Here is a 21,281-nt window from a genome sequence, read left to right on the forward strand (position 1 = left end):
GTTAGACTTGTTTCTTATATTCATTCGGAGACATGTTCAGCCTTTTCTCAAACTGCTTCAAAAAATGATGATAGGTGGAATATCCAACTTTTTCCGAGACCTCGCTATTTTTGTATTGATTCATTTGGAGTAAACGGCAAGCTTCCTCAATCCTCAAATTATGTAACAGTTCATTGAAACCAATGCCATTTTTTCGTATAAGCAGCTGTCCTAGGTAGGCTGGATGCAAAAAGAAACGCTCGGCAAGCATTTTAATGCTCAACCCTTCCCGGTAGTGCTCATGAATGTAATCATTGATATCCTGTACAATACCCTGCGCTTCGGAAGCATTCTCCTTAAGCAAAAGTTCAAAACAGACTCGCCCGCACGATTGGAGCATGTCGATCAGATCATTCCATGTCAGCAGGCGTTCATCCAGATTGGGAATATCGAACAGACGATTTGGAGCACCGGAATCCTGTGCCAGTTCGGCTCTCATATATGCTCGAATTTCATGAAGTAGGTAGATCACGTATTTGCGGGCCTCCTCCGGGTGAACTCGTAACTGGCGAAAAGATTGCTCAATATAATCCACTGCTGACTTGTAGGCATCGTGGTCGATGAGTTGAAATGCCCCCAGAATTCTCGCCGTGAGTTCAACCTGATCATCGTGTCTTTGGAACGTAAGATCCTTAAGGCTCTCATAGTCCATCACGCCGTTCCTATTCGTTTCATAAAAGGTATGCAGGAGCGCTTTTTCTGCTGTGACCCTGGACTGATTAATGAAAAGAAGTGAAGACGCCGCTTCACCAATGGCTATAAAAGCATGAAAGTCCGCCAGACGGCGTGCCAGTTCCTCCAATCGCTGTCTGGCTGTACTGCTCGTGCCTTGGGAGGCTGATTCAGCACTCCCAAACACGATGGAAACCAGATCATTTCGCAAGCGAATCACATACATGGCTTTTGACCTGTCCAAAAATTCCGCAGCAACCGTGCTCCACCTGCAATAATCCTCTGCCGCGATCTGAACGAGGCATACATTCCAAACATGAGAGGAGCGCGACAAGGACTGCAGTACACCCGCAGCTTCTGTGGACAATTCTTTGCCTGTTAGAGCCTCCTTTATCGCCAGATTTTCCTTCTCTCTCTGTGCCACCTGCCCCACGTATAGTTGTTCCCGCTCCTTAGCCAGTTCCTGTCCCATCTGACGGATCTCTAGCTCGGCCTGTTCCTCATCCAGCGGTTTAAGCAAATATCGGGAAACTCTATGTTTGAGTGCCTTTCGTGCATAATCAAAGTCACTGTACCCTGTCAGGATAATGAATTTGGTAGACTCGTTGCCCCTGCGTCTCCACTCCGCAATCATCTCCAGGCCGTTCATCACCGGCATATGAATATCAACCATGACCAGATCGGGCTTCAGCTCCTCCATTTGTTTCAGGCCCTCCGAACCGTTTCCGCAGACCCCGCACACCTCAAAGCCAAGGTTCTCCCATGGTATCCATAACTGCAGGCCCTCAAGCGCCAAAGGCTCATCGTCAATTAACAACACTTTAAATGCCATCGTCCACGCCTCCTTTTACATCCTGACGTTCCAGCAATTGCAATGGGATTTCAAAGGATACCTCAGTTCCCTCCCCGATCCTGCTTACCAGGTTAAAATTGACTTTATCGTCGTAGTACAATTCAAGACGGCGATATACATTTCGTATTCCAATATTGTATCCGCCGCTCTCTTCCTTGCTTCGCATGTGATACAGAACCTCTTGAAGCCGTTCCTTGTCCATACCCTTTCCATTGTCAGATACGACAACACGCAGATGCTCGTTCACAATTTCAGCTTGAATCTTCACATAGCCAAGCCCCTCAATGGCCTGAATGCCATGTTTGCAAGCATTTTCCGCCAGCTGTTGGATACTCATTTTGGGTATTTTATATCGCCTTGCCTCTTCAGTAATGTCAATATAGTACTCGAACTTGTCCCGGAAACGGAATTTCTCAATACCCAGGTACATGACCGTAAAGCTCATTTCCTCCTCCAGCGTGACCACATCGTCCTTCCAATTCAACAGACGGCGAAGCAGCTTGGACAGATCCTTGATAATATCCTTCACGTCCACATAGTTATTCTTGGTGCTAACCACAAGCAGCGCATTCAACGTATTGAATAAAAAGTGAGGATTCATCTGGCTTTGCAGCAGATTAAGCTCAGCTCGAATGCGCTCAGCCTCCTGGCTTCGCTGCTGAATTTCAAGCTTGTACACATTGTTGATCAATGAATGGATTCGTGCTGTCATCATATTGAAATTGCTAATCAAATGCCCAATCTCGTCATGCCCACCATCCATGTTAATTAGTTCGAATTTCTCGTTACCCACCTTCTGCATATGTCTCGACAGCCGCTTAACACGATAATTATAGGAACGGAGCATGACATAAATGAAAATGGAAGTGATCAGCGTAATAATCCCGGCCAGCATTCCAAAGTAAAGCTGCATGGATAACATCGCTTGTTTGACACGCGTTTCCTGAGGAACACCAATAAGCTTCCAGCCTTTCACATAACTAGCACTACCAATTGGAACGATATGCAAGTCTTTGTCTGCCGCTTTGCTCATATCAAACAAAGCATAACTACTCTCCATCTCGCCCTGATACTTGTCATCCGCAGATACAATAATTTGATTCTGGGCATTCACCAGATACAGATCCAGAGAACTCTTTTCTCTGGCAATCACATCGTAGAAGCGACTTACGTAGAAATCGATGCGTACCAACTTCTGATAAGAGTTGTCGGCGTTGTAGTAATCCATTTTTTCGATCACGCTTAAATACGAAGAGGTTGCAGCACGATCATTCGTTGCCTGATCACGGTATGCAAGCACTCTCAGGGTTTCCCCAGCGGCTTTCCACTGCTCGAACCAGGTTCCGGAGCGTACGTCGTTGTCCAGAACATAATAATCCCCGCCAGGCACAATGGTCGGATTTTCGGTGTAAACCCCTATTCGCTGAATTTGGTTGTTCACAGGAATATAGGAAGTCACCCGATGACGAAGCTGATCATCGAGTGTGTTATAGAAATCCAGTTGACTGTCATACACCCGATCCATGGATTCGCTCAACAACTTGTCCGTAATCAAGGCATGACTAACGGCGACGCCACCATCAATCATGGTATGAATATCCTTTCTTGCACGCTCCAATGAGATTTGTAAATTCTGCTCTTCCCGTTCCTTGATCAACCCTGACATACGATCCATAAACAAAACATTGCTTACAAGGATAGGAAGTAAAATACCAATGACATATATCAATATAAATTTGTAATTCAAGGGTATATCGTTCACGATGCTGCGAAAACGGATTGTTCTGAACATGTTTGCTATCGCCATCCTTCATTCGTACTTCTCATCTCTAGGGGGATCTATTGCTGCTTACGATATGCAGAAGGTGCCATGCCCGTCATTCGCTTGAACTGACTTACAAAATAGTCTGCATTCGGATAACCAGACTGTACCGCAATGTCAGCAACGCATGCGCAGCTTTGGCGTAATAGCCTTTTCGCTTCCTCAATCCGTTTATCGTTTAAATATTCCCGAAACGTTTTGCCCGTCTGCTGCTTGAATGCCTGCCCCAAATAATTGGCGTTCATATGAAATTGATGTGCGAGCTCCTGAAGCTGCAGCTTCTTACGGAATTCCTGATTGACATATTGCACCACACGAAAAATGGTGCTGCATTCCTTTTCTTTTCTCTGCTGCTGCAGGGCCTCCAAAGCGTTCAAACATAACACACGTGCATAATCCCGAAATGCTGGATAGGAGTCGATTTTAGTAATGCCGCCTGCCTTATTTTGAACGTGAAGCATAAAACTGCCCATATCTCCATCCAGCTCTTTCAACTCCTTGAGAATACTCATTTCAAGGGCAAGCAATTGAACCCGGACGTATTCCATATTGGAGAAGGGCAATCCTAGGTCAGAATCTGCAAGAAGTGCTTGAATCTTCCCTTCCAACCTATCCTGTTCACCAGAAAGAATGACTTCCATCAGACTGGCTAAAGCTTTTTGATTTACGCTGGCCAATGGGTCACTCTGTGGCAGATCCTGATGATGAACAAATCCGCCCCCTCCCTGATAACGCTTCCATCTCAGAGCGAACAAAGCTTTCTCGTAGGCTGATCGCATACCAAATTCTGTGCCCGAATGATGTCCAACGGCGACAATCATGGATGAATGACCAGCATCGGTCTCCGCCATATTTCTGCCCATTGACTCAAGGAGCTTCAAGGAATCATCGATGTCAGCAGCGAACACTCCGAGGTTTCCTTCAGCATCCACAAAAGGTTCCGACCAATGGACACCACCAAAAGCATGTATTCGCCCTTTCACGTCATCTTTACTGATATCCGTGGCAATTAGAAGACAGGCCATATTCTCTTGACCTTCCATTTGCAGCATGGTATTCACTTCGTCCTGCAGCTCCATGCTGACTCCCCCTTGAATCAGGCGATCAAACAAACAATTCACATACAGGGCACGATCACGCTGGTGTATTTCAGCCGAAATCTGTTCTTCCTGAATTTTACGGCCCATCTGTTCCAATACGTTTTCTATCTCGATCTCATCTATAGGCTTGAGTAAGTAGTCCTCTACTCTCTGCTCCAACGCTGTTTTTACATACTCGAAGCTATCATATCCACTTAATATAACGAATCGGGGTGCTTTGATCAGTTCATGCTTGGAACGGTCGATCAGTTCCAGGCCACTCACAGAGGGCATATGAATATCTGTAAACACCAGATCCGGTTGAAGACTTTCGATCATGGACCAGGCAGCGTTCCCATTCTCCGCCTCACCACAGATACGAAAACCGTATTTGTCCCAATTCACCATGGTTCTCAGGCCTTCGAGCACCCACGGCTCATCATCCACCAACAAAACATTCATCATTCGTATTCCCCCTCTTCAGTAAATGAAGCATGCATCGTGTTTGATAGCGAACTTATAATGTTTTATTTCTTACAAACCAATACTATCATATGCTTAGCTTCATTAAAGCTAATAAATGCGTCGAATCTTCTCTCGTGATGGAAAGAGATTCAACACATCTGAGCAATCCCCAAGTCTAAGTGACTATAATAATAACTGTGTAACATTATAATTATCCAGAGCTTTCAGCACATATACAACATACAATACTTGATATAGCAGCCAAAGCTTTACTATTTGATAGTAAATAATGAATACTACGACATGTTCACAGTGGTAACGAAGAGATCTGCATGTAAATTGTACAGAAGAAAAAAAGGATATGATCAGTCTAATCACTTTGAAGCCTGCATGCATAAATTAGCTTCATAGCAACCACATCATTATGGAGGGCTGAAAATGAATGACATATGTAATAATGACAAATCGACACACACTAATTCAGATAAGTCCGGTTTTTACAGGGACATTTGGGAATGGAAGGCTTCCATCTCCTCCGTCAGTGATGATAAAGTCTCCCCTTTTGATCTTGGTGAAGCCGCTAAATACGAGATACCCAAAACCCTTGAAACGGAAATTCACCGTTATTTGATGCCCTATAGCGTTCATCCCGAAGGTGGGTATGTTGCATACATATCGAATGGGCGTGTTTGGGGAACATCAGGTTCTGTCCTGACGTCAGATGAAAAACTGATCTTCGACCTTTCTCCCGAATACGATGGAAGACTTAATAGAATGCTGACACTGGAAGAACACCCTGCTTTGTATCGGAGTAAGATACAGGAACTACATTATCTCCGTGGGACTTCTGCTGTTTTGACTTTTTGCGGGAGTCATAATTATTTTCATTGGTTATATGACGTGCTGCCTCGATTGGGTATGCTTCAAATTCTAAATGTTCCTTTTCAATCGCTTATCATGAATCCTAATCCTTCTGCATCGTTTGTGGAAGAAACGTTATTAATGTTTGGCGTATCGGAATCGTGCGTGATTCGTACTGGAGACAATCGGGAAATTCAGGCTGACCGCTTGGTCGTGCCTTCCCTAATGATGAATTCCCACTATCCGCCTTGGGCTACATCTGTCCTTCGCATGTTTATGCTACCTGGACGTGACACAACGCTTCATTCACCAGAACGCATTTTCATTTCCCGGAGCAAAGCCTCTGCACGACGGATAGCTAACGAGGGTGAAGTCATTCGGCTTTTGGAGGCGTATGGGTTTGTTTCGGTCTGTCTGGAGGATTGGAGCATTGCCCAGCAGGTTCAACTCTTTGCTTCCTCGAAAGCGATTGTTTCACCGCATGGAGCCGGGCTAGCCAATCTCGCTTTTTGCATGGAAGGCACCCTTGTCGTCGAAATTTTTCATATCCGGCATGTGGTACCTACTTACTGGATGATCAGCAACCATAACAAACTTGATTATTATATGATGTATGGGCAAGATGACGGAACGACGCCAGACCGTTTTTCAGGATTAGAGGACTTCACCGTGGATCTGAATCGACTGGAGCAAACGATTCGTATAGCTGGTCTGAATAAACTGGATACCTGAACAACCCTTCAGGTCCCTCAGAGCCACTCGTAACTAGTCGATAAGGATGCGGGTTCCTGGTTACTTAAAATAATAATAAAGGGCTACTGACCAAGAGAGTCAGTAGCCCTTTATTGAACTCGGGACATGTATCAGATCGATGATTATGGATGATGAATTTGCAATGTAACATCATAAACTTCATGTGACAGCATGAATGGGAAAGAATGTTATGCTCTCATAGGTGTTTTCTCTTGTTGCAATATTCGGTTCTTGGGATCGAAGGACGATCGTTTAAGCACCCCCGTCTTCTCCATGCTATGGTATGTTTCTCCAGCCTCCGTAAGCAGAGATATCCTCTGCTTCTTCTTCAGCATAGCCTTCGCATATAAATCCGGGTACTTCTGTCCCGTCTGCCAGTTCAATTTTCCCTATACCTAGCGGGGCCGGTATTAATGCAGCGAACGCTCCAAAAGAAGCCACAGGCATCTGCCACAATTCAAGCGTAAAACTGCTGCCGCCTGCCTTCTTCTTGAGCAATCCAGGCTTAGCCGGTATGCTAGGCAGCTTCACCATTTGATACTTCTCCGCGGTTTGCGACTCACCTATGAACTGACTCCCGCGCTCCAGCATTTGCTTCTCCAGTGGATAACCCCTCATGTGCAGGCCGCAGACGGCAACCAGCATTGTTTCTTGTCTGTTTGCTTCCAGAGGCGGCAAATTTACTTCAAGAAACGAGGCCGCAGCGTTTTCCATCAAGTGCTCATTTCCAGATAGCGAAAATAACGTTATTCCAAAGGGCATCTGAGACGCGGCATCCTCTGCCGGTACAGCCACCGCGCATAAATCCAGGAGATTGCAATGGTTCGTGTATCGTCCCATGTCCGAATTCGTGGTTATTGGGCCCGCTTCAACCTGCTCTCTCGTCCATGTGCCTCCGCAGGTCGGCATGACAAGCACCGCTTCCTTGAGAAGCTCGTTGCTCATCATTCGCAGCTCCTGAAGCTTATGCATCGCGGTAAATACGGAAGCTGCATCATATTTGTCTGATCCACCTGATCGCAAGACTTGTTCCTTCACCGGGAAAGTGACTCCTGGATTTGATTCGATGAATTCACCTACACTGGCCCAGCGCTCAGCTACCCAAGGTCCATCATATAGAAGTGCAGCAGCCTCCTCAAAGAGATCGTAATCGATATACGCGAGTGGAAGCTCCAACTGTTCGATCCTCTGGACGGCTGAATCCCATGCCTTGCTGTATTCCTCCGCCAACGGACCAAAAAACGTTAATGGTTTTTCAGGCAGATACAACTTTTTGGGAAGCTTATCGACCAATCGCGGTATTTCCTTGGACCACGGGTCTGATGATTCAACGACTCGTAATTGCACATCGACAATCCTTGCTTCCTGTATAGAATGGGTAAATACAGTTACAGAGTCCAGACTGGCACAAGCGGGAACAACACCTTTTGTCGACCAGGCTCCAAGACTCGGTTTATAGCCGATGAGACGGTTCAGCGCTGCAGGAACCCTTCCGGAGCCCGCTGTATCCGTGCCCAGGGCGAATGCCGCCTGCCCCCTCGCTACGGCTACGGCAGATCCCGAACTGGACCCGCCGCTTATCCACTCAGCGCTCAGCGCGTTATGTGTCTCACCGTAAGGACTCCGGGTGCCTACAAGCCCGGTTGCAAATTGATCCATATTGGTTTTACCTACAGGAATCGCTCCGGCGTTTAACAATCGTTCTACAACTGCAGCATGCCTGTCTGGAACATATGCATATTCGGGACAGCCAGCTGTTGTTGGTGTGCCAGCCAAATCGATGTTGTCCTTAATGGCAAAGGGTACACCCCACAGCGGCAAGGAAGTATCCATTGTTTTGAGCCGATCCAAATACGGCTTGATTCTCTCCAGTACAGGCGGAGCGATCCAAATATTCATCCCTTCGTCCTCACGGGATCGGCGGATGATCTCTTCAATGACCTGCTCGGGCTTGAGCTTCCCGCTCCCATATTGCGCTTGCAGCCAGTCTATTGTCAGTTCACACGGTATTTTCATATCCAGCTTACTCATCCGTCACCCCTCCTTGACGCGTACATATCAATCAGGCTGGTCTCATTTCATTCAGCTTCATCGCTAGATGCAGCTGCAGCACATCATCGCCATGATCCATGCTGATCCCCAGCAATTCACACACCCGCTCTACACGATAGGAAACGGTATTATAATGGGTAAAAAGCTCCGCTGACGTCTTTTTCACATTACGATTATGCTTAAAGTATACCTTCAACGTTTCAAACAGCTGGGAATTATGCTTCGCATCATAGGCGAGCAAGGGCAGAATAAATCGATCGCGGTACTCATGAACCTCCTCTGTATCAGGCAGATGGTATAAAAGCTGAAACACGCCTAGCTTCATATAGTCCACATAAGGTTCACGGTAATCGCAAATGGAGCTGATATGATGAATCTTTTTGGCATCGTTATAACTTTCGTACACCTTCTCCGCAGCTTCGGTTCGATTACCGATACAGAGAGAATAGCTCTCAGCAGGAAAAACCACCTTCATATCAGCGAGAATGGCTTCCATCGTCGCATTCCGAATCCCATGCATTTCTTCTGCGAAAAGAAGGACCAGCTCTCCCTCCAGTATAGTTGCCTGAAGCCCCACACATCTGGATTTGGTTCTCAATCTTTTAATCGCCTGCTGCATGGTCCTGATGCTAGGTTTGACGTTCAGAAATCGCACTAACGCGACATACCGCGTTTGATCATCATCAAGTGCATGCCCGCACGCTTCCGCTCGCAGCCTCAAATCCTCAATAGTGACAATTCGGCCCGTAATCCAGTCCTGCAGAAACTGATCAACGTACTTCAGCTCTACTTCCCGCCTGGCGTTGGCATTAATCATCTCGAGTCCTACCAAAACACCTACGCGATCAATCGTCAGCCGATCGACAACCGAGTGCTCCTGGTTCCATTCCAGCAGAACCAGCAAGCATTTGTCGTATTGCTTGTCATTAACGGCTGATACATATACCCGAATTCGGCGCTCTCCTAGTGTTATGAAACTCACACCGAGGCTGCTCTCCTCCCGCAGACCGGACCACAGCATCGGATTATCTGCCTCCACAATCTCCTCTGCCTGGGGGGAGAGAAACAGATGATTGGAGTCATCAAGCAATACAATGGGATTGTTCAATATGCCATCCAGCGTTTGCAAAAATTCCTCTAAACCTTTCCCGTACAGGAGCTGTTGAGACAGCTTTTGAAAACGGCTTTGCAGCAGTGAAAGCTCTCTTGCCTCCTGCACAAGGACCCGCCCCATAATATCCCGGACAACATCCGAAAATACGGTCGCGGCCGGAAGCTCGAAAATTGGAAAGCCCAATTGGTCAGCCAGCTCGAGTGCACGGTCAGGAATATGATCGATGAATCGTTTGGTTTTGATCCCCAGCGCCGATACACCTTTCTCCACCAGCTGCGGTATGATATCCGCAATAGCCTCCGGCTGATCACGAAACGGAAATCCACTGGTAATCAGAAACTCCCCCGGGCGTACCCAATCGATCACATCGGGCACTTCCATCACGTTGACACGGTTAATCATTCGCTGCATGCCACTCGCTCCAGCCAAGACGACAGCTTCCTTAAAGTCGGGGATCAACAAAACATCACTGCACGTGAATCCTGCCTTCTTGTGATCTGCCATCTCCTATCCCGCCTGACTATTTCAATTTGGTGGAAAAGACATCTTCCACTAATGTCGTATTAAAAAACGAGTTAACCGGAGCATTTTCTTCAACCGGCAAAAAAATACTGATCTGCTCTGTCGGCTGTACATCGTCATTGGCTACCGAATGAATAACGCCTGCCGGGACATGGAACGTATCTCCTGCCTGGTAGCTCTTCCATTCTCCATTGCACAGCAGTTTCACCTTACCTACCGTGATGTGAATGATTTCAGCTACATCATGATAGTGAGGCAGTACCTGACCGCCCACTCCAATCTTTTCCCACAAAACAGAGCTGGCACGAAACCCCATCTGATCCGCCTGTTCGGCAGACACAATCTCGCGGTGATACAGGTGAAGGTGATTCGGCATTAATCCCCATTGCATGTCTTCTCCAGTGATAACCTCAGTTTTCTTGGCTGTAATCATCGTGTCATTCCTCCATTTGTTTTTTATGGATGTATCCGTTTAATCCCTGCGTTTAAAAACGACAGCCACCGGCCCGCCGCCTGCCGGCCCCTGATGTTCGGCTCCACCAGACACATAGATCATGGGATCACCACACACCGAAGCAAGCACACCCCCGACGACAGCTCGCGCATGTCTCGTATGGTTAATATCCGAATCATCAAGCATCGTATGCCGGTGACCCCGGATGAACCCGGTGGGATCAGCCTCTGCCTTAGCCATCACCTGCACCATTTCAGCATCTGCATGAATATCCAGCAAGCGTTTGAGTGCAGGGGCGTCAATCGAATCTTTCATTACAGCATGGTCGATAAAATACGGACCTTCCGCAAAGTCGGAATTGCCGAAGACGATCACCTCACAATACGCCAGCTCGCTGCCTGCCGACGTGGAGGCTACGCTGCTGAACAGATGCCATGAATTGCAAATGTCCGTATCTTGAAGTCCAGCTCGTTCCACCTCGCCAAGAGCAACTGCCGCACCTAGTGCAGAGGCTCCTCGTGAATATCCCATGGATTTGTAGGTATCTTCTGTCACGGTGGTTTGAGATCTGCTCAAGGCATCATGCACGCCCTCGGACGTTAACAGCGGACACTTAATTTGCACAAAATGTACTTCTGCTGAGGATTCGATGCCAGCTTCCGCTATGGCTCGCTGAACGGCCGCAGCCACTTCGTCCACTTGAGCCAGCCTTCCAATCTCTTCGGGAAGAAAATCTCGTGTTTTTGCGACGCCAATGGCCAGCGATTTCTGATCTTGTCTCTGACCAACTTGGTTGTAAGCACCCTTGCGGCTAATCACTGTAAAGTGAGGGCTGAGTATGCCCTCGGTTCCTCCAGACATGACATAGGATATTGTAGAGGTTGATTCTTTTCGGTATTCGCCAAAAAATTGCTTCAACGCCAGCACAGCATAACCACGCGTAAAATCGTTCACGCAGCCATTGCCCTCTGTTTTGCCTAAGACTGCGACCACATCTTGAGGAACTATAATTCCCTCTAGGATGGCTTTCTCCATCGCAGCCGTATCGTTAGGCGAACGGCTTGGAATACGGTTCACAGTGCATCTCATCATAGGTCATCCGTCCTTTGCCAGAATATAATTCTTCTCTCAAGTAAGCTGATGGCCCAAAAGAGAACCAGTCCGCATAGTGCGGATGCAATAATTGCGGAGAACATCACAGGTGTATCCATATGGTATGAAGATACCAGGACGACATAGCCGAGCCCTTTGTTAGCGCCGACAAATTCACCAACAATGGCACCCACGATAGCCAGCGAGGTCGAGATTTTCAACGCAGAAAACACATAAGGCAAGCTTGCAGGCAGCCGTAATTTCCAGAAAATTTCCGACTTGGTGCCTTTATATGTGGAGAACAGCTCCCATGCTTCGTGCTCAATGGCTTTCAGACCCTTTACGCTGTTGACCAAAATAGGGAAGAAGCAGATTAGCATGGAGGCTACAACCTTGGAGGAATATCCCGTGCCCATCCATACGACCAGAAGCGGAGCCAGAGCGACGAGCGGAGTCGTTTTGAGTGCAATCGCCAGCGGGAATACTCCCTTTTCAATGGGTTTGGAATGCACGAAGATTACAGCGGTAATCAATCCCAGGACATTGGCAAGCACGAAGCCTGCCAATGCTTCCAGCAGCGTGACCAGCATATGTGACCATAAGGAGCTGTCCATAACCGATAAGATGCCTGTGGGAGATGGAAGCAAATAAAGAGGTATGTCGAAAAGGCGTACAATGAGTTCCCATAATATAAGAAAGGCAATGGCGAATACGACAGGATACATGGCATCTTTGATCTTGGTTTTCATAGGTGTTTGACCCGCTTTCTTAACTCATTGACAGTCTGGTGGAAGGCCGGAAGTTCATCCATGCCAATCTCCCTCGGTGAAGGCAGCGGAACCGAAATAATATCCTCCACGCCGGCAGGCCTTGGTGACATCATGATCACGCGGTTGGATAGCAGCACGGATTCCTGAATCGAGTGGGTAACCATAACAACTGTACTTAGGCTCGTTTCGGGATTCTCCCATAGACGCAGCAGTTCGAAATTCAGCTTTTCTCTCGTAAATTCATCGAGTGCTCCAAAGGGCTCATCCATAAGCAATACTGTCGGATCTGCAGCGAGTGCCCTTGCAATCGCAATCCGCTGCTGCATGCCCCCGCTCAGCTGATGCGGAAAATGATTCATGAAATCCTGAAGTCCAACCAACCGCAGCGAGGATTCCGCTTTTTCCTTGATCTCTTTTTTGGTGAATTTCTTCTCTCCGATCGTGAGAGGCAGCGATATATTTTGGATTGCGGTTAGCCAGGGCATCAATACAGGCTTCTGAAACACCATGCCGAGCGAGAGATCCTTCGATGGATAGACGATCTCTCCTCCTGCATTAGGTTGAAGCAGATCGAGCATTAACCGGAGCAGCGTTGACTTCCCGCATCCGCTTGGGCCGAGAATCGAAACAAACTCATTTTTATAAATATCAATCGACACATTATTCAATACGTTGACGTCACCAAAGGATAAGGAGCAATTTTTCAACGTAACCGCGATGTCGCTTTTGGAAGAAATGGTTGTCTGTTGTTCATGCAGCCCTGAAGCTTCTTTCTCCAGACCACTGGCCGTTGTCAGCATAAAATCACACCCTATTCGATAAATTCGTTTGAAAATACGTCTTCAAGGTTTTGCTCTTCCTTCAAGAATTCCAGATCGATCAAGTTCTGCTGCAGCACGTCCCACGCCTCTGATTCCATCTTGCCGAGTGGAAGATTCTCCGGCTCCAGCAAAGGAATGCTTGCGTTCATCATGCTCACCTCGTGATCAATGGTCAATTTATCCCCGTATTTCAAGCCAAATTCGGCAGCCTCTTCCGGGTTCTCAATAGCGTAGCTCCAGCCCTTCATGGAAGCTTGTACGAAACTTTTCACCATTTCGGGATCACGCTCGATGATGTCCTCTGTCGTAAACAACGTATCTGCATAAAAGTTAATATCATAATCGTTTGGCTCAATAATATTGACTTCATTCCCCTGCTCCTGTACGGCGAGGACCTCATTGATGACATAACCTGGCCATGCCTTTACCTGTCCGCTGAGCAATGGGCTGAGATCATATTTTGCTGGCATTTCCTCCACCTTGGTTCCGTCTATACCCGCATTCTTCACCATTGCTCGGTAAGTCAGCTCTTCATTCCCTCCAAGCTTCACACCGATCTTCTGGCCGACCAGATCCTCCATTTTCGTGATCCCTGAATCCTTGAGACTAAATAGCACAAATGGCGTTTTTCTGTAAATGGCGGACAGCGCCTTCACGGGAACCCCTTTCTCCCTGGCCATCAGTATCTGATCTGCGCCCGTCACGCCGAATTGCTCCGCACCTGATGCAATCATCTGTACAGAAGGAAAATCAGCGCCGCCTGGTCTGATCTCAACATCCAAACCCGCTTCTTTGTAAAATCCCTTTTCTACGGCGGTATAGAAGCCGGCAAACTGTGCTTGATGAACCCATTTTAGACGCAGAACCACTTTTTTCAGTTCACCGGATTCTCCATCTCCTGATGCTGAACTAGGCACATCGTTCGACCCGCAAGCTGTTAGTGCGAGCAAACAAACCGACATTACGATAAGCAGTGACTTTCTGGACCATCTCCACATATGATTTCCTCCCGTGTTGTTGTTTTTCTATTGCTGTGGCGGTGTTACTTAAAAGGCTGCTAGCGCCTTTAAAACCTCGCTGGAGTTACTAACGCTGCCGAATACGCCTCCCTGCATTTTGACCATCTGGAGCGCTGCATGATGATTATCAGGGTCGGTTGCTCCCGTGCAGTCTTCCAGAATCAGACATTCATATCCTCTGTCGTTGGCTTCACGCATGGTTGTGTGCACACAAACATCCGTTGTAATTCCCGTCAAGATCAGATGAGTGATGCCTTTATTCTTCAGGATCAGATCCAGGTCTGTGGCATAAAAACTGCCTTTACCCGGCTTATCAATGATCGATTCACCTTCGATGGGAGCAAGCTCATCAATAATCTGCCAGCCCGGTTCACCTCGAACCAAAATGCGTCCCGCGGGTCCCGATGAGCCGATTTCTGCCCCGATTTGCTTGCTGCGCCAACGTTTGTTTGCAGGCAGATCGGATAGGTCCGGTTTATGTCCCTCTCTCGTGTGAATGACGTGAAAGTCTTCTATCTGCCTGACCCGGTGCAAGAGCTTTCGAATAGGCTCAATGGGTTTGGCCGTCAGGGACAAGTCATACCCCATCTGTTCCACATAACCGCCTTTGCCGCAAAAATCGATTTGCATATCAATAATGACTAATGCGGTTTTACCGGGATCGATGCTCCCGTCATAAGGCCAATTGTAAGGTGCTGCTGTAATTTGCATAGATATTCTCCTTTCAGAACAGAGACTGAGATCCCTGTGTTGATTAAATTAGATGTAATATAACCTGACTTATCCCTTCATTTATTCTTCTTGTGTCATATTATATTACGAAGGTTTCTGGATGTCTTTGTAGTTTTCCATAAAAAAGATTCATTATTTTTTGTTGTTTTTCACAATCATTCAATCCATGTGTTATAAATTATTACATAACATTTTTCCCTGGCCTAAAGAGCAACATAAAAAAAGCCGCTGATTCAGCGACTCTCCATTGGTATGCATTGCTATGATGAACACCTATCTATGACCTTATATAGCATTCATAAAGTTTACTGTGCAGTTATGTAGCCACTCCCTGGTTCAGGATCATACTGTATTCGATAAAGTCGATCCGTTCCACGCGATACAGATCATAGATCTGCTCCCTGGCATTGATGAATCCGTATAATTCATCATGCGAATCATTGGCCAGTTTTACATAGGGCAGTTTTTGTGCAGCTTTGCTCGACCGGATATTTTGTTTGCGAATCTTCAAAAATACCGTTTCTATGGCATGTTCGAGAAATAGTTCACTCAAAAAGACGGATTTCGCCCGTTGACTGTATCCGTTACCGAAGTAAGGTGCTCCAATCCATGTGGCCAGAAACCCTGTATGGTTTACGATATGATATAAATCAATGGTTCCAATGGGCAGGCCCGCTTCGTTTAGAATTGTACGGGAAATCGTGGTTTTCTGTTCTTCCTCGTCCATCAACTGTTTGGTCAGGAATAAATATTCCTCAGGTGAATGACATTGATAACGAACATAAGGTGACACTGAGGGGTCGTTCAATAAGCTGTACAGTGCGTGGCATTCATGCAAATCGCGTTTTTTTAACATTCTGTCTACCACCTAGTCCTTTTAGTTCGCTATATAAGCAAATTAAGTATATAAAAGGTATTGTGGAGTTTAATGAATTCTGTATGTGGCTTATGTAAAATTCATTTGGCAACATGGTATTTGTGTTTGAACGATACCGAACGAGTCATAGATAAAAAAAGGCATGTCCTTTCTTGTGAGAGGACATGCCTTTCGTACGAATTAAACGCATGATTAGATCACTGCATACCTTGCATGATGGCATTAATAATCCCTTGCTGGGTAACCGTGTTGTTTGAGCGGTTAAACAAAGCGAAACCATGCTGACCGTTATGGCCATTGTCCCAATACACCGGCACGGCCCCGTACTTCTTGGCAGTTGCCGTTACCGCCTTGGCATAAGCTTGACGATAAACGTTATTGGTGGAGTCATACGTCGTTTTGTCGATGGATCCGAATTCTCCAATGACAACCGGATAGCCCTGTGTTACAAACTTATCGTACATCGATTTGAACTGTGCATTCAGATAGTCTTCCTGACCCCAGGTTGATTTCTTCGAAGGATTTGTTGCCGCTGCGCCCCACTGCGTTATATTTCCGTTCTCCTCACCAGCAAAATCCCACGGTGAGTAGTAATGTGCAGAGATCATAATTCTCTTCTGAGAGCTCGGGATTGCCGAGGATCTGAAATGATCTGTTGGAAGAGCAAAGCCATAGTTGCCAACGGTATAGTCAATATTCGTGTTCCAGCCTGGAATCAGTAACCATCTGGCGTTGTTGTTGCCCCCAGTCTGCCGGACCGTGTCCACAAAAATTTGATTATAGGCGTTCAAGTTAGCATAGTATGCCGCATTCGGATTGCCGTAATTTCCGTCGAACACTTCGTTCATCGATTCGAAAATGAGACGCTCATTATAATTGCTGAACTTGGTAGCAATCTGCTGCCACACCTTTTGGTATTTCTCTTTAATTGCAGCCTGATTGCTGCCATTCACAAGAAGCCATCCGCCCGGTATGGAATTATACCCATCTCCATGAATGTTAATGACGACATATAAACCTTCATTATATGCATAATCAACCACGGTTTGGACTCGATTCAACCACGCAGCGTTAATCGTGTAATTGGGAGCGCTTCCAATATGATTGAAATAGGATACAGGAATGCGGATTGTCTTGAAACCTGCTGCCTTTACCTTTTTAATCAACTCTGGAGTAACGACAGGATTGCCCCAAGCCGTTTCACTAGGGACGCCATTCACTGTTGCTTCAAGCTGGTTCCCCAGATTCCATCCTGCACCCATCTCCGATACGATCTGTGAAGCGTTCAATGATCTGAAATCCGCTGCCGCTGCTTTAGTACTCCACCCGGTCAATGCCGCAGCCGCAAACAATACAAGTGCCAAACTGCAAACGCCATATTTCTTCATTTGTTTGAGCATAACCAAACCTCCGCTTATTTTTCATTTTTACAAGCAGTGCCGTTACTCTCTTTATACCAATTGAATGAATCGAGAAGATATCCCTCCCTTCTATATCGATCACACCAATGAAATGGTCGCCTATCATCAACAGAATAACACAAAAATGGAAAATAAAGAACAATATTCTCTATGGAATCTTCGACGTAAAAATTTGTCCCAATCTCGGGTATATCCCGTCATACTTAGAAATTCTTTAGAAATATCCTACCCATATATTCAGAGTTTTGCTCTATCATTGCCATGACTATTTACCAATTAAACATACCATTCAACTTTTTTCGGAGTGATGTAGACATTGAAGGATTATTGGCTTTTGCAACAATTTCAGCTATTTCTCGCCTACCTATTTCCTATAATATTCACATGTTTTTTCGTTTTATTATGCGGTTTGGTGACTTGGCGCATGGTTAGGGATATCGCGGCTTTGGAAAGTACTGTACACCTTATTTCGGAAGAATTGGATCAATTCCAGGAACTGGTGACACAGACGCATAAGGACGACAGCGCCAATTGGAGATGGCTTGGAGGTTTAACGAATGATGTGGTTATTGCTTTGGAAGAATTGATCAGGAACATCGAGCTAATCCAATCGGTATCCTACGAATACAAGGAAGAATACATCCAGCTCGTACACGAAGCATATGCAGCAGCATACCAATTGCGAGAATTACTCCATGACGAACGTTTCTATTAAAAGTCTTGCCAACCTTTTGGCAAGGCTTTTTAGGTTGAATGAAGATATGTTGTTGGCTTATTTAAATAATCTTTAGATTTTCTTTAGAAATATACTCATGAATTCCTTAGTTTATTTCATTATGATTTTGCTATCGACAAGCGAGGAGGTAAAACCATGGTCAGTAATACAATCTTAGAGCTGCTTCATCAGTATGGATATCTGATTTTTTATTTTGCCTTCTCCCTTGGCCGTTCGGAATTCCCATTCCGAATGAGATCACGATTATCAGCGGGGCCATCCTGAGCCACACCGGTGCAATCGATGCCGGAATCACTTACTTCTGTATTTTATCCGGACTTTTAACAGCGATCACTGTCGCCTATGCTGCAGGTAAATTGTACGGCGCGAAGAACCTACGCCGATTTCAACATAATAAACATTTTATCAAAGCCGAACGAATGCTGAATCAACGGGGCCATTGGGCGATGTCGATCGGTTTGTTTATTCCAGTCGTACGATATGTTCTTCCTCTGGTGATCGGGCTGAGCGGAGTACATTTCAGAAGATTTGCAATGATATCCTATTCCAGTGCTCTACTCTGGACCTTAACGTATTTTGCTGCAGGCATCTACTTTGGAGATCCCCTTCTGTCTGTGCTTCAGTTATTACGCTTTTGAGTCCGTCTTGTATTTGCAAAATTCGATATGAAACCCATGGAGGAACTTAATTCATGAATTCCAATGAGACAATTTTGTTTTTGAAAAGCTTTGTAAAGAATCCCAAACATGTAGGTAGTGTCATACCAAGCTCTCGTTTTCTGGCGAGCAAAATGGTTAGTCATGCACCCTGGCCTGAATTCCAGGCCATCGCTGAGCTCGGAGCAGGCACAGGGGCCATCACCCGTTATATTGAAAAACAGGTACAGGATTCTACCAACGTAATCGTGTTTGAGTCGAATCAGATGATGAGGACCAATTTACAAAAGGCATTTCCCAAATTCTCCTTCTATCCGAATGCTGCTCAATTAGTAGATTCGATGAAGCAAGAAGGCATTCAGCAACTCGATTGTATCTTTAGCGGATTGCCGTTTTTCAATTTTGAACCTGAGCTCCGAAACACGTTCGTAGACCAAATCGATCTGGCTCTCAAACCTGGAGGTTTATTCATCGCCTTTCAATATTCACTTCAGATGAAGAAGACACTTTCCAAACATTTTGTCATCGAGAACATCGATATCGTGCCTTTGAATATGCCTCCTGCGTTTGTTTATGTCTGTCGCAAAAAGGAAACAATTTAAACATTCTGGACGATGGATTACACTAATAGATGTCACAAATTCATTATATTGATTTATAGACTGGACTTAAAAAGGAGCTAGATTTATGAACACCGTACTTGTTGTCGATGATGAACCCGATATCCGCGATGTCATTCATGTCTATTTACGTAACGAAGGATATCACGTCATTGAAGCAGCCGATGGTCTGGAAGCACTTCAAATTATAAAAACAACATCGGTTCAACTCGTCATTCTGGATGTGATGATGCCCGTCTTGGACGGAATTCAAGCCTGTCTTAAAATTCGCGAAGTATCCAACACTCCGATCATCATGCTGTCGGCCAAAGAAGAAGATATTGATAAAATCACTGGCCTGACTACCGGAGCTGACGACTATATGGTTAAACCATTTAATCCATTGGAATTGCTCGCTCGTGTCAGGGCCCAGCTGCGGCGTCAAACCCTGATTGGAAAAGCAGAATACAATTCTCTGATCCTTATCAAAGATCTTGTCATCGATAAAAGTAAACATTCCGTGAAGTTGAAAGAAAATGAAATTTCGCTAACGCCGCTGGAGTTTTCGATCCTTGAGCTGCTTGCCAGCCACCCCGGACAGGTATTCAGCTCCGAGAAGATATACGAAACCGTGTGGAAAGAACCTTACGGGTATTCGGATAATACCGTTATGGTCCACATTCGTAATCTGCGCGAGAAGCTGGAAGCGAACCCAAGAGAGCCTCAATATATTAAAACGGTATGGGGAGTAGGTTACAAAGTTGACTAAACCGCAATCCAAGCAAACGAAAAAGATACAGCTTCACATCCTCAATCGATTGGTGATCAGTTTTGTTATTTCAATAGTTGGTTCGGTGTGCGTGAATAATGTTCTTATTATGACGGTTTCCAAAATCAGTGATGGATTAGAATGGCACTGGCTTCTTACCTTTTTCCCTTATTTCATTACGCCTATTTTTATATTGATCTTTACATTCACTTTTTTGATTGCCACGCGAAAAATTGGCAGAGATCTGGTCTCCTTGGAACAAGGTCTTCAATTCATATCGGAGGGGCATCTGGATTATCGGGTAGCCGTTAATCGTCAAGACGAATTGGGACGGGTCGCTACCAACATTAATCTTATGACGGAGCAGCTGCAGCAACAGATTATGAAAGAACGTGAATTGGAAAAATCCAAAATGGACTTAATCACAGGCATCTCGCATGACCTGCGTACGCCTCTTACGAGTATTATTGGCTATATTGAACTTCTGCGAACCAATTCCTTTCAAGACGAGGCGGAATATACACGATTCGTAGAGAACACCTATAACAAAGCGACGCACTTGAAAAAATTGTTGGATGATCTATTTGAGTATACTCGCCTTACCTCCGTCGATACCCAATTGGATCTGAGAAAAATTGATCTATTTCAACTATTAGACCAGATGTTATTCGAATTTGAACCTCTCGCCATGGAAAATGGCATCCACATCGAGAAAGATATCGGTGATTCACCAATGATGACCTATATCGACAGTGATAAAATGGCTCGTGCCATCGATAATCTGTTGATGAATGCCCTGAAGTATTCCTTCAAACCGGGTACGATTCATATCCGGATGACCATGCAGCCTGAACATGTAATCATTGAAGTTGAAAATAAAGGAACTCCCCTAACGGCAGAACAGATGGACAAGCTGTTTGACCGGTTTTATAAGGTGGATTATTCAAGAAGCAGCGAAGGCATTCAATCGGGATCTGGGCTCGGCCTTTCGATTGCGAGAAATATTGCAGAGCTGCATCATGGCACCCTAACCCTCCAGCATGAGGATAATGTGTTTAAGTTTCGGCTAAGGCTGCCTACCGGCATCCGGTAGATTTTACAAC

Annotated in this window: 20 protein-coding genes; 7 read left to right on the top strand and 13 right to left on the bottom strand. The window is 45.8% G+C overall.

Annotated features, from left to right (window positions below):
• Position 1 precedes the first annotated feature (1 nt).
• The 3 genes from MHB82_RS17840 to MHB82_RS17850 are packed head-to-tail and all read right to left on the bottom strand — an operon-like array spanning position 2 to position 4,930.
• Entirely contained in the window at positions 2-1,543 is a 1,542-nt protein-coding gene (locus MHB82_RS17840) for a response regulator (RefSeq protein ID WP_341175481.1), read from the bottom strand.
• Entirely contained in the window at positions 1,533-3,356 is a 1,824-nt protein-coding gene (locus MHB82_RS17845) for a sensor histidine kinase (protein WP_341175482.1), read from the bottom strand. The genes MHB82_RS17840 and MHB82_RS17845 overlap by 11 nt, the downstream gene beginning before the upstream one ends.
• Before the next feature lie 47 nt (positions 3,357-3,403).
• Positions 3,404-4,930, bottom strand: coding sequence for a response regulator transcription factor (locus MHB82_RS17850; protein WP_341175483.1), 1,527 nt, complete (start codon positions 4,928-4,930; stop codon positions 3,404-3,406).
• Between the two features lie 438 nt (positions 4,931-5,368).
• Between MHB82_RS17850 and MHB82_RS17855 the strand changes: the two genes are divergently transcribed.
• Positions 5,369-6,523 (top strand): glycosyltransferase family 61 protein, encoded by a 1,155-nt coding sequence (locus MHB82_RS17855; RefSeq protein ID WP_341175484.1) that lies wholly within the window; start codon positions 5,369-5,371, stop codon positions 6,521-6,523.
• A 297-nt stretch (positions 6,524-6,820) separates the two neighbouring features.
• Here MHB82_RS17855 and atzF read toward each other — a convergent pair whose 3' ends face one another.
• The 10 genes from atzF to MHB82_RS17905 all read right to left on the bottom strand — a co-directional run bounded on the left by atzF (position 6,821) and on the right by MHB82_RS17905 (position 17,397).
• Positions 6,821-8,575 (bottom strand): allophanate hydrolase, encoded by a 1,755-nt coding sequence (atzF, locus tag MHB82_RS17860; protein ID WP_341175485.1) that lies wholly within the window; start codon positions 8,573-8,575, stop codon positions 6,821-6,823.
• A 31-nt stretch (positions 8,576-8,606) separates the two neighbouring features.
• Positions 8,607-10,214, bottom strand: coding sequence for a PucR family transcriptional regulator (locus MHB82_RS17865; RefSeq protein WP_341175486.1), 1,608 nt, complete (start codon positions 10,212-10,214; stop codon positions 8,607-8,609).
• Positions 10,215-10,230: 16 nt separating this feature from the next.
• On the bottom strand, positions 10,231-10,665 hold the full coding sequence (locus MHB82_RS17870; protein WP_341175487.1) for a cupin domain-containing protein: 435 nt from the start codon (positions 10,663-10,665) through the stop codon (positions 10,231-10,233).
• A 39-nt stretch (positions 10,666-10,704) separates the two neighbouring features.
• Positions 10,705-11,778 carry a ring-opening amidohydrolase gene (locus MHB82_RS17875; RefSeq protein WP_341175488.1) on the bottom strand — a complete coding sequence of 358 codons (1,074 nt, stop codon included), beginning with the start codon at positions 11,776-11,778 and terminating at the stop codon, positions 10,705-10,707.
• On the bottom strand, positions 11,775-12,527 hold the full coding sequence (locus MHB82_RS17880) for an ABC transporter permease (RefSeq protein WP_127536827.1): 753 nt from the start codon (positions 12,525-12,527) through the stop codon (positions 11,775-11,777). Before MHB82_RS17880 ends, MHB82_RS17875 begins: the two co-directional genes overlap by 4 nt.
• Positions 12,524-13,348, bottom strand: coding sequence for an ABC transporter ATP-binding protein (locus MHB82_RS17885; RefSeq protein WP_341175489.1), 825 nt, complete (start codon positions 13,346-13,348; stop codon positions 12,524-12,526). Before MHB82_RS17885 ends, MHB82_RS17880 begins: the two co-directional genes overlap by 4 nt.
• A gap of 11 nt (positions 13,349-13,359) precedes the next feature.
• Positions 13,360-14,367: an ABC transporter substrate-binding protein gene (locus MHB82_RS17890; RefSeq protein WP_095357491.1), complete on the bottom strand. Its 1,008-nt coding sequence runs from the start codon at positions 14,365-14,367 to the stop codon at positions 13,360-13,362.
• A 48-nt stretch (positions 14,368-14,415) separates the two neighbouring features.
• Complete coding sequence (gene biuH, locus MHB82_RS17895; protein WP_176475925.1) at positions 14,416-15,099, bottom strand: biuret amidohydrolase; 684 nt, start codon at positions 15,097-15,099, stop codon at positions 14,416-14,418.
• A 337-nt stretch (positions 15,100-15,436) separates the two neighbouring features.
• Entirely contained in the window at positions 15,437-15,976 is a 540-nt protein-coding gene (locus tag MHB82_RS17900; protein WP_341175490.1) for a GNAT family N-acetyltransferase, read from the bottom strand.
• Positions 15,977-16,194: 218 nt separating this feature from the next.
• Entirely contained in the window at positions 16,195-17,397 is a 1,203-nt protein-coding gene (locus MHB82_RS17905) for a glycoside hydrolase family 5 protein (protein ID WP_341175491.1), read from the bottom strand.
• Positions 17,398-17,842: 445 nt separating this feature from the next.
• Between MHB82_RS17905 and MHB82_RS17910 the strand changes: the two genes are divergently transcribed.
• The 6 genes from MHB82_RS17910 (at position 17,843) to MHB82_RS17935 (ending at position 21,271) form a co-directional block, all read left to right on the top strand.
• Positions 17,843-18,133: a hypothetical protein gene (locus tag MHB82_RS17910; RefSeq protein ID WP_095357487.1), complete on the top strand. Its 291-nt coding sequence runs from the start codon at positions 17,843-17,845 to the stop codon at positions 18,131-18,133.
• Between the two features lie 156 nt (positions 18,134-18,289).
• Positions 18,290-18,418: a hypothetical protein gene (locus MHB82_RS17915; protein WP_341175492.1), complete on the top strand. Its 129-nt coding sequence runs from the start codon at positions 18,290-18,292 to the stop codon at positions 18,416-18,418.
• A 14-nt stretch (positions 18,419-18,432) separates the two neighbouring features.
• Complete coding sequence (locus MHB82_RS17920) at positions 18,433-18,792, top strand: DedA family protein (protein WP_341176658.1); 360 nt, start codon at positions 18,433-18,435, stop codon at positions 18,790-18,792.
• A 53-nt stretch (positions 18,793-18,845) separates the two neighbouring features.
• On the top strand, positions 18,846-19,412 hold the full coding sequence (locus tag MHB82_RS17925) for a class I SAM-dependent methyltransferase (protein ID WP_341175493.1): 567 nt from the start codon (positions 18,846-18,848) through the stop codon (positions 19,410-19,412).
• An 85-nt stretch (positions 19,413-19,497) separates the two neighbouring features.
• Complete coding sequence (locus MHB82_RS17930) at positions 19,498-20,178, top strand: response regulator transcription factor (RefSeq protein ID WP_095357484.1); 681 nt, start codon at positions 19,498-19,500, stop codon at positions 20,176-20,178.
• Positions 20,171-21,271, top strand: a complete 1,101-nt coding sequence (locus MHB82_RS17935) for a sensor histidine kinase (protein WP_258377886.1) — start codon at positions 20,171-20,173, stop codon at positions 21,269-21,271. Before MHB82_RS17930 ends, MHB82_RS17935 begins: the two co-directional genes overlap by 8 nt.
• Positions 21,272-21,281 lie beyond the last annotated feature (10 nt).

Origin of the sequence: Paenibacillus sp. FSL K6-2862 (assembly GCF_038005125.1) — a bacterium.
Classification (GTDB): Bacteria; Bacillota; Bacilli; order Paenibacillales; family Paenibacillaceae; genus Paenibacillus; species Paenibacillus illinoisensis_A.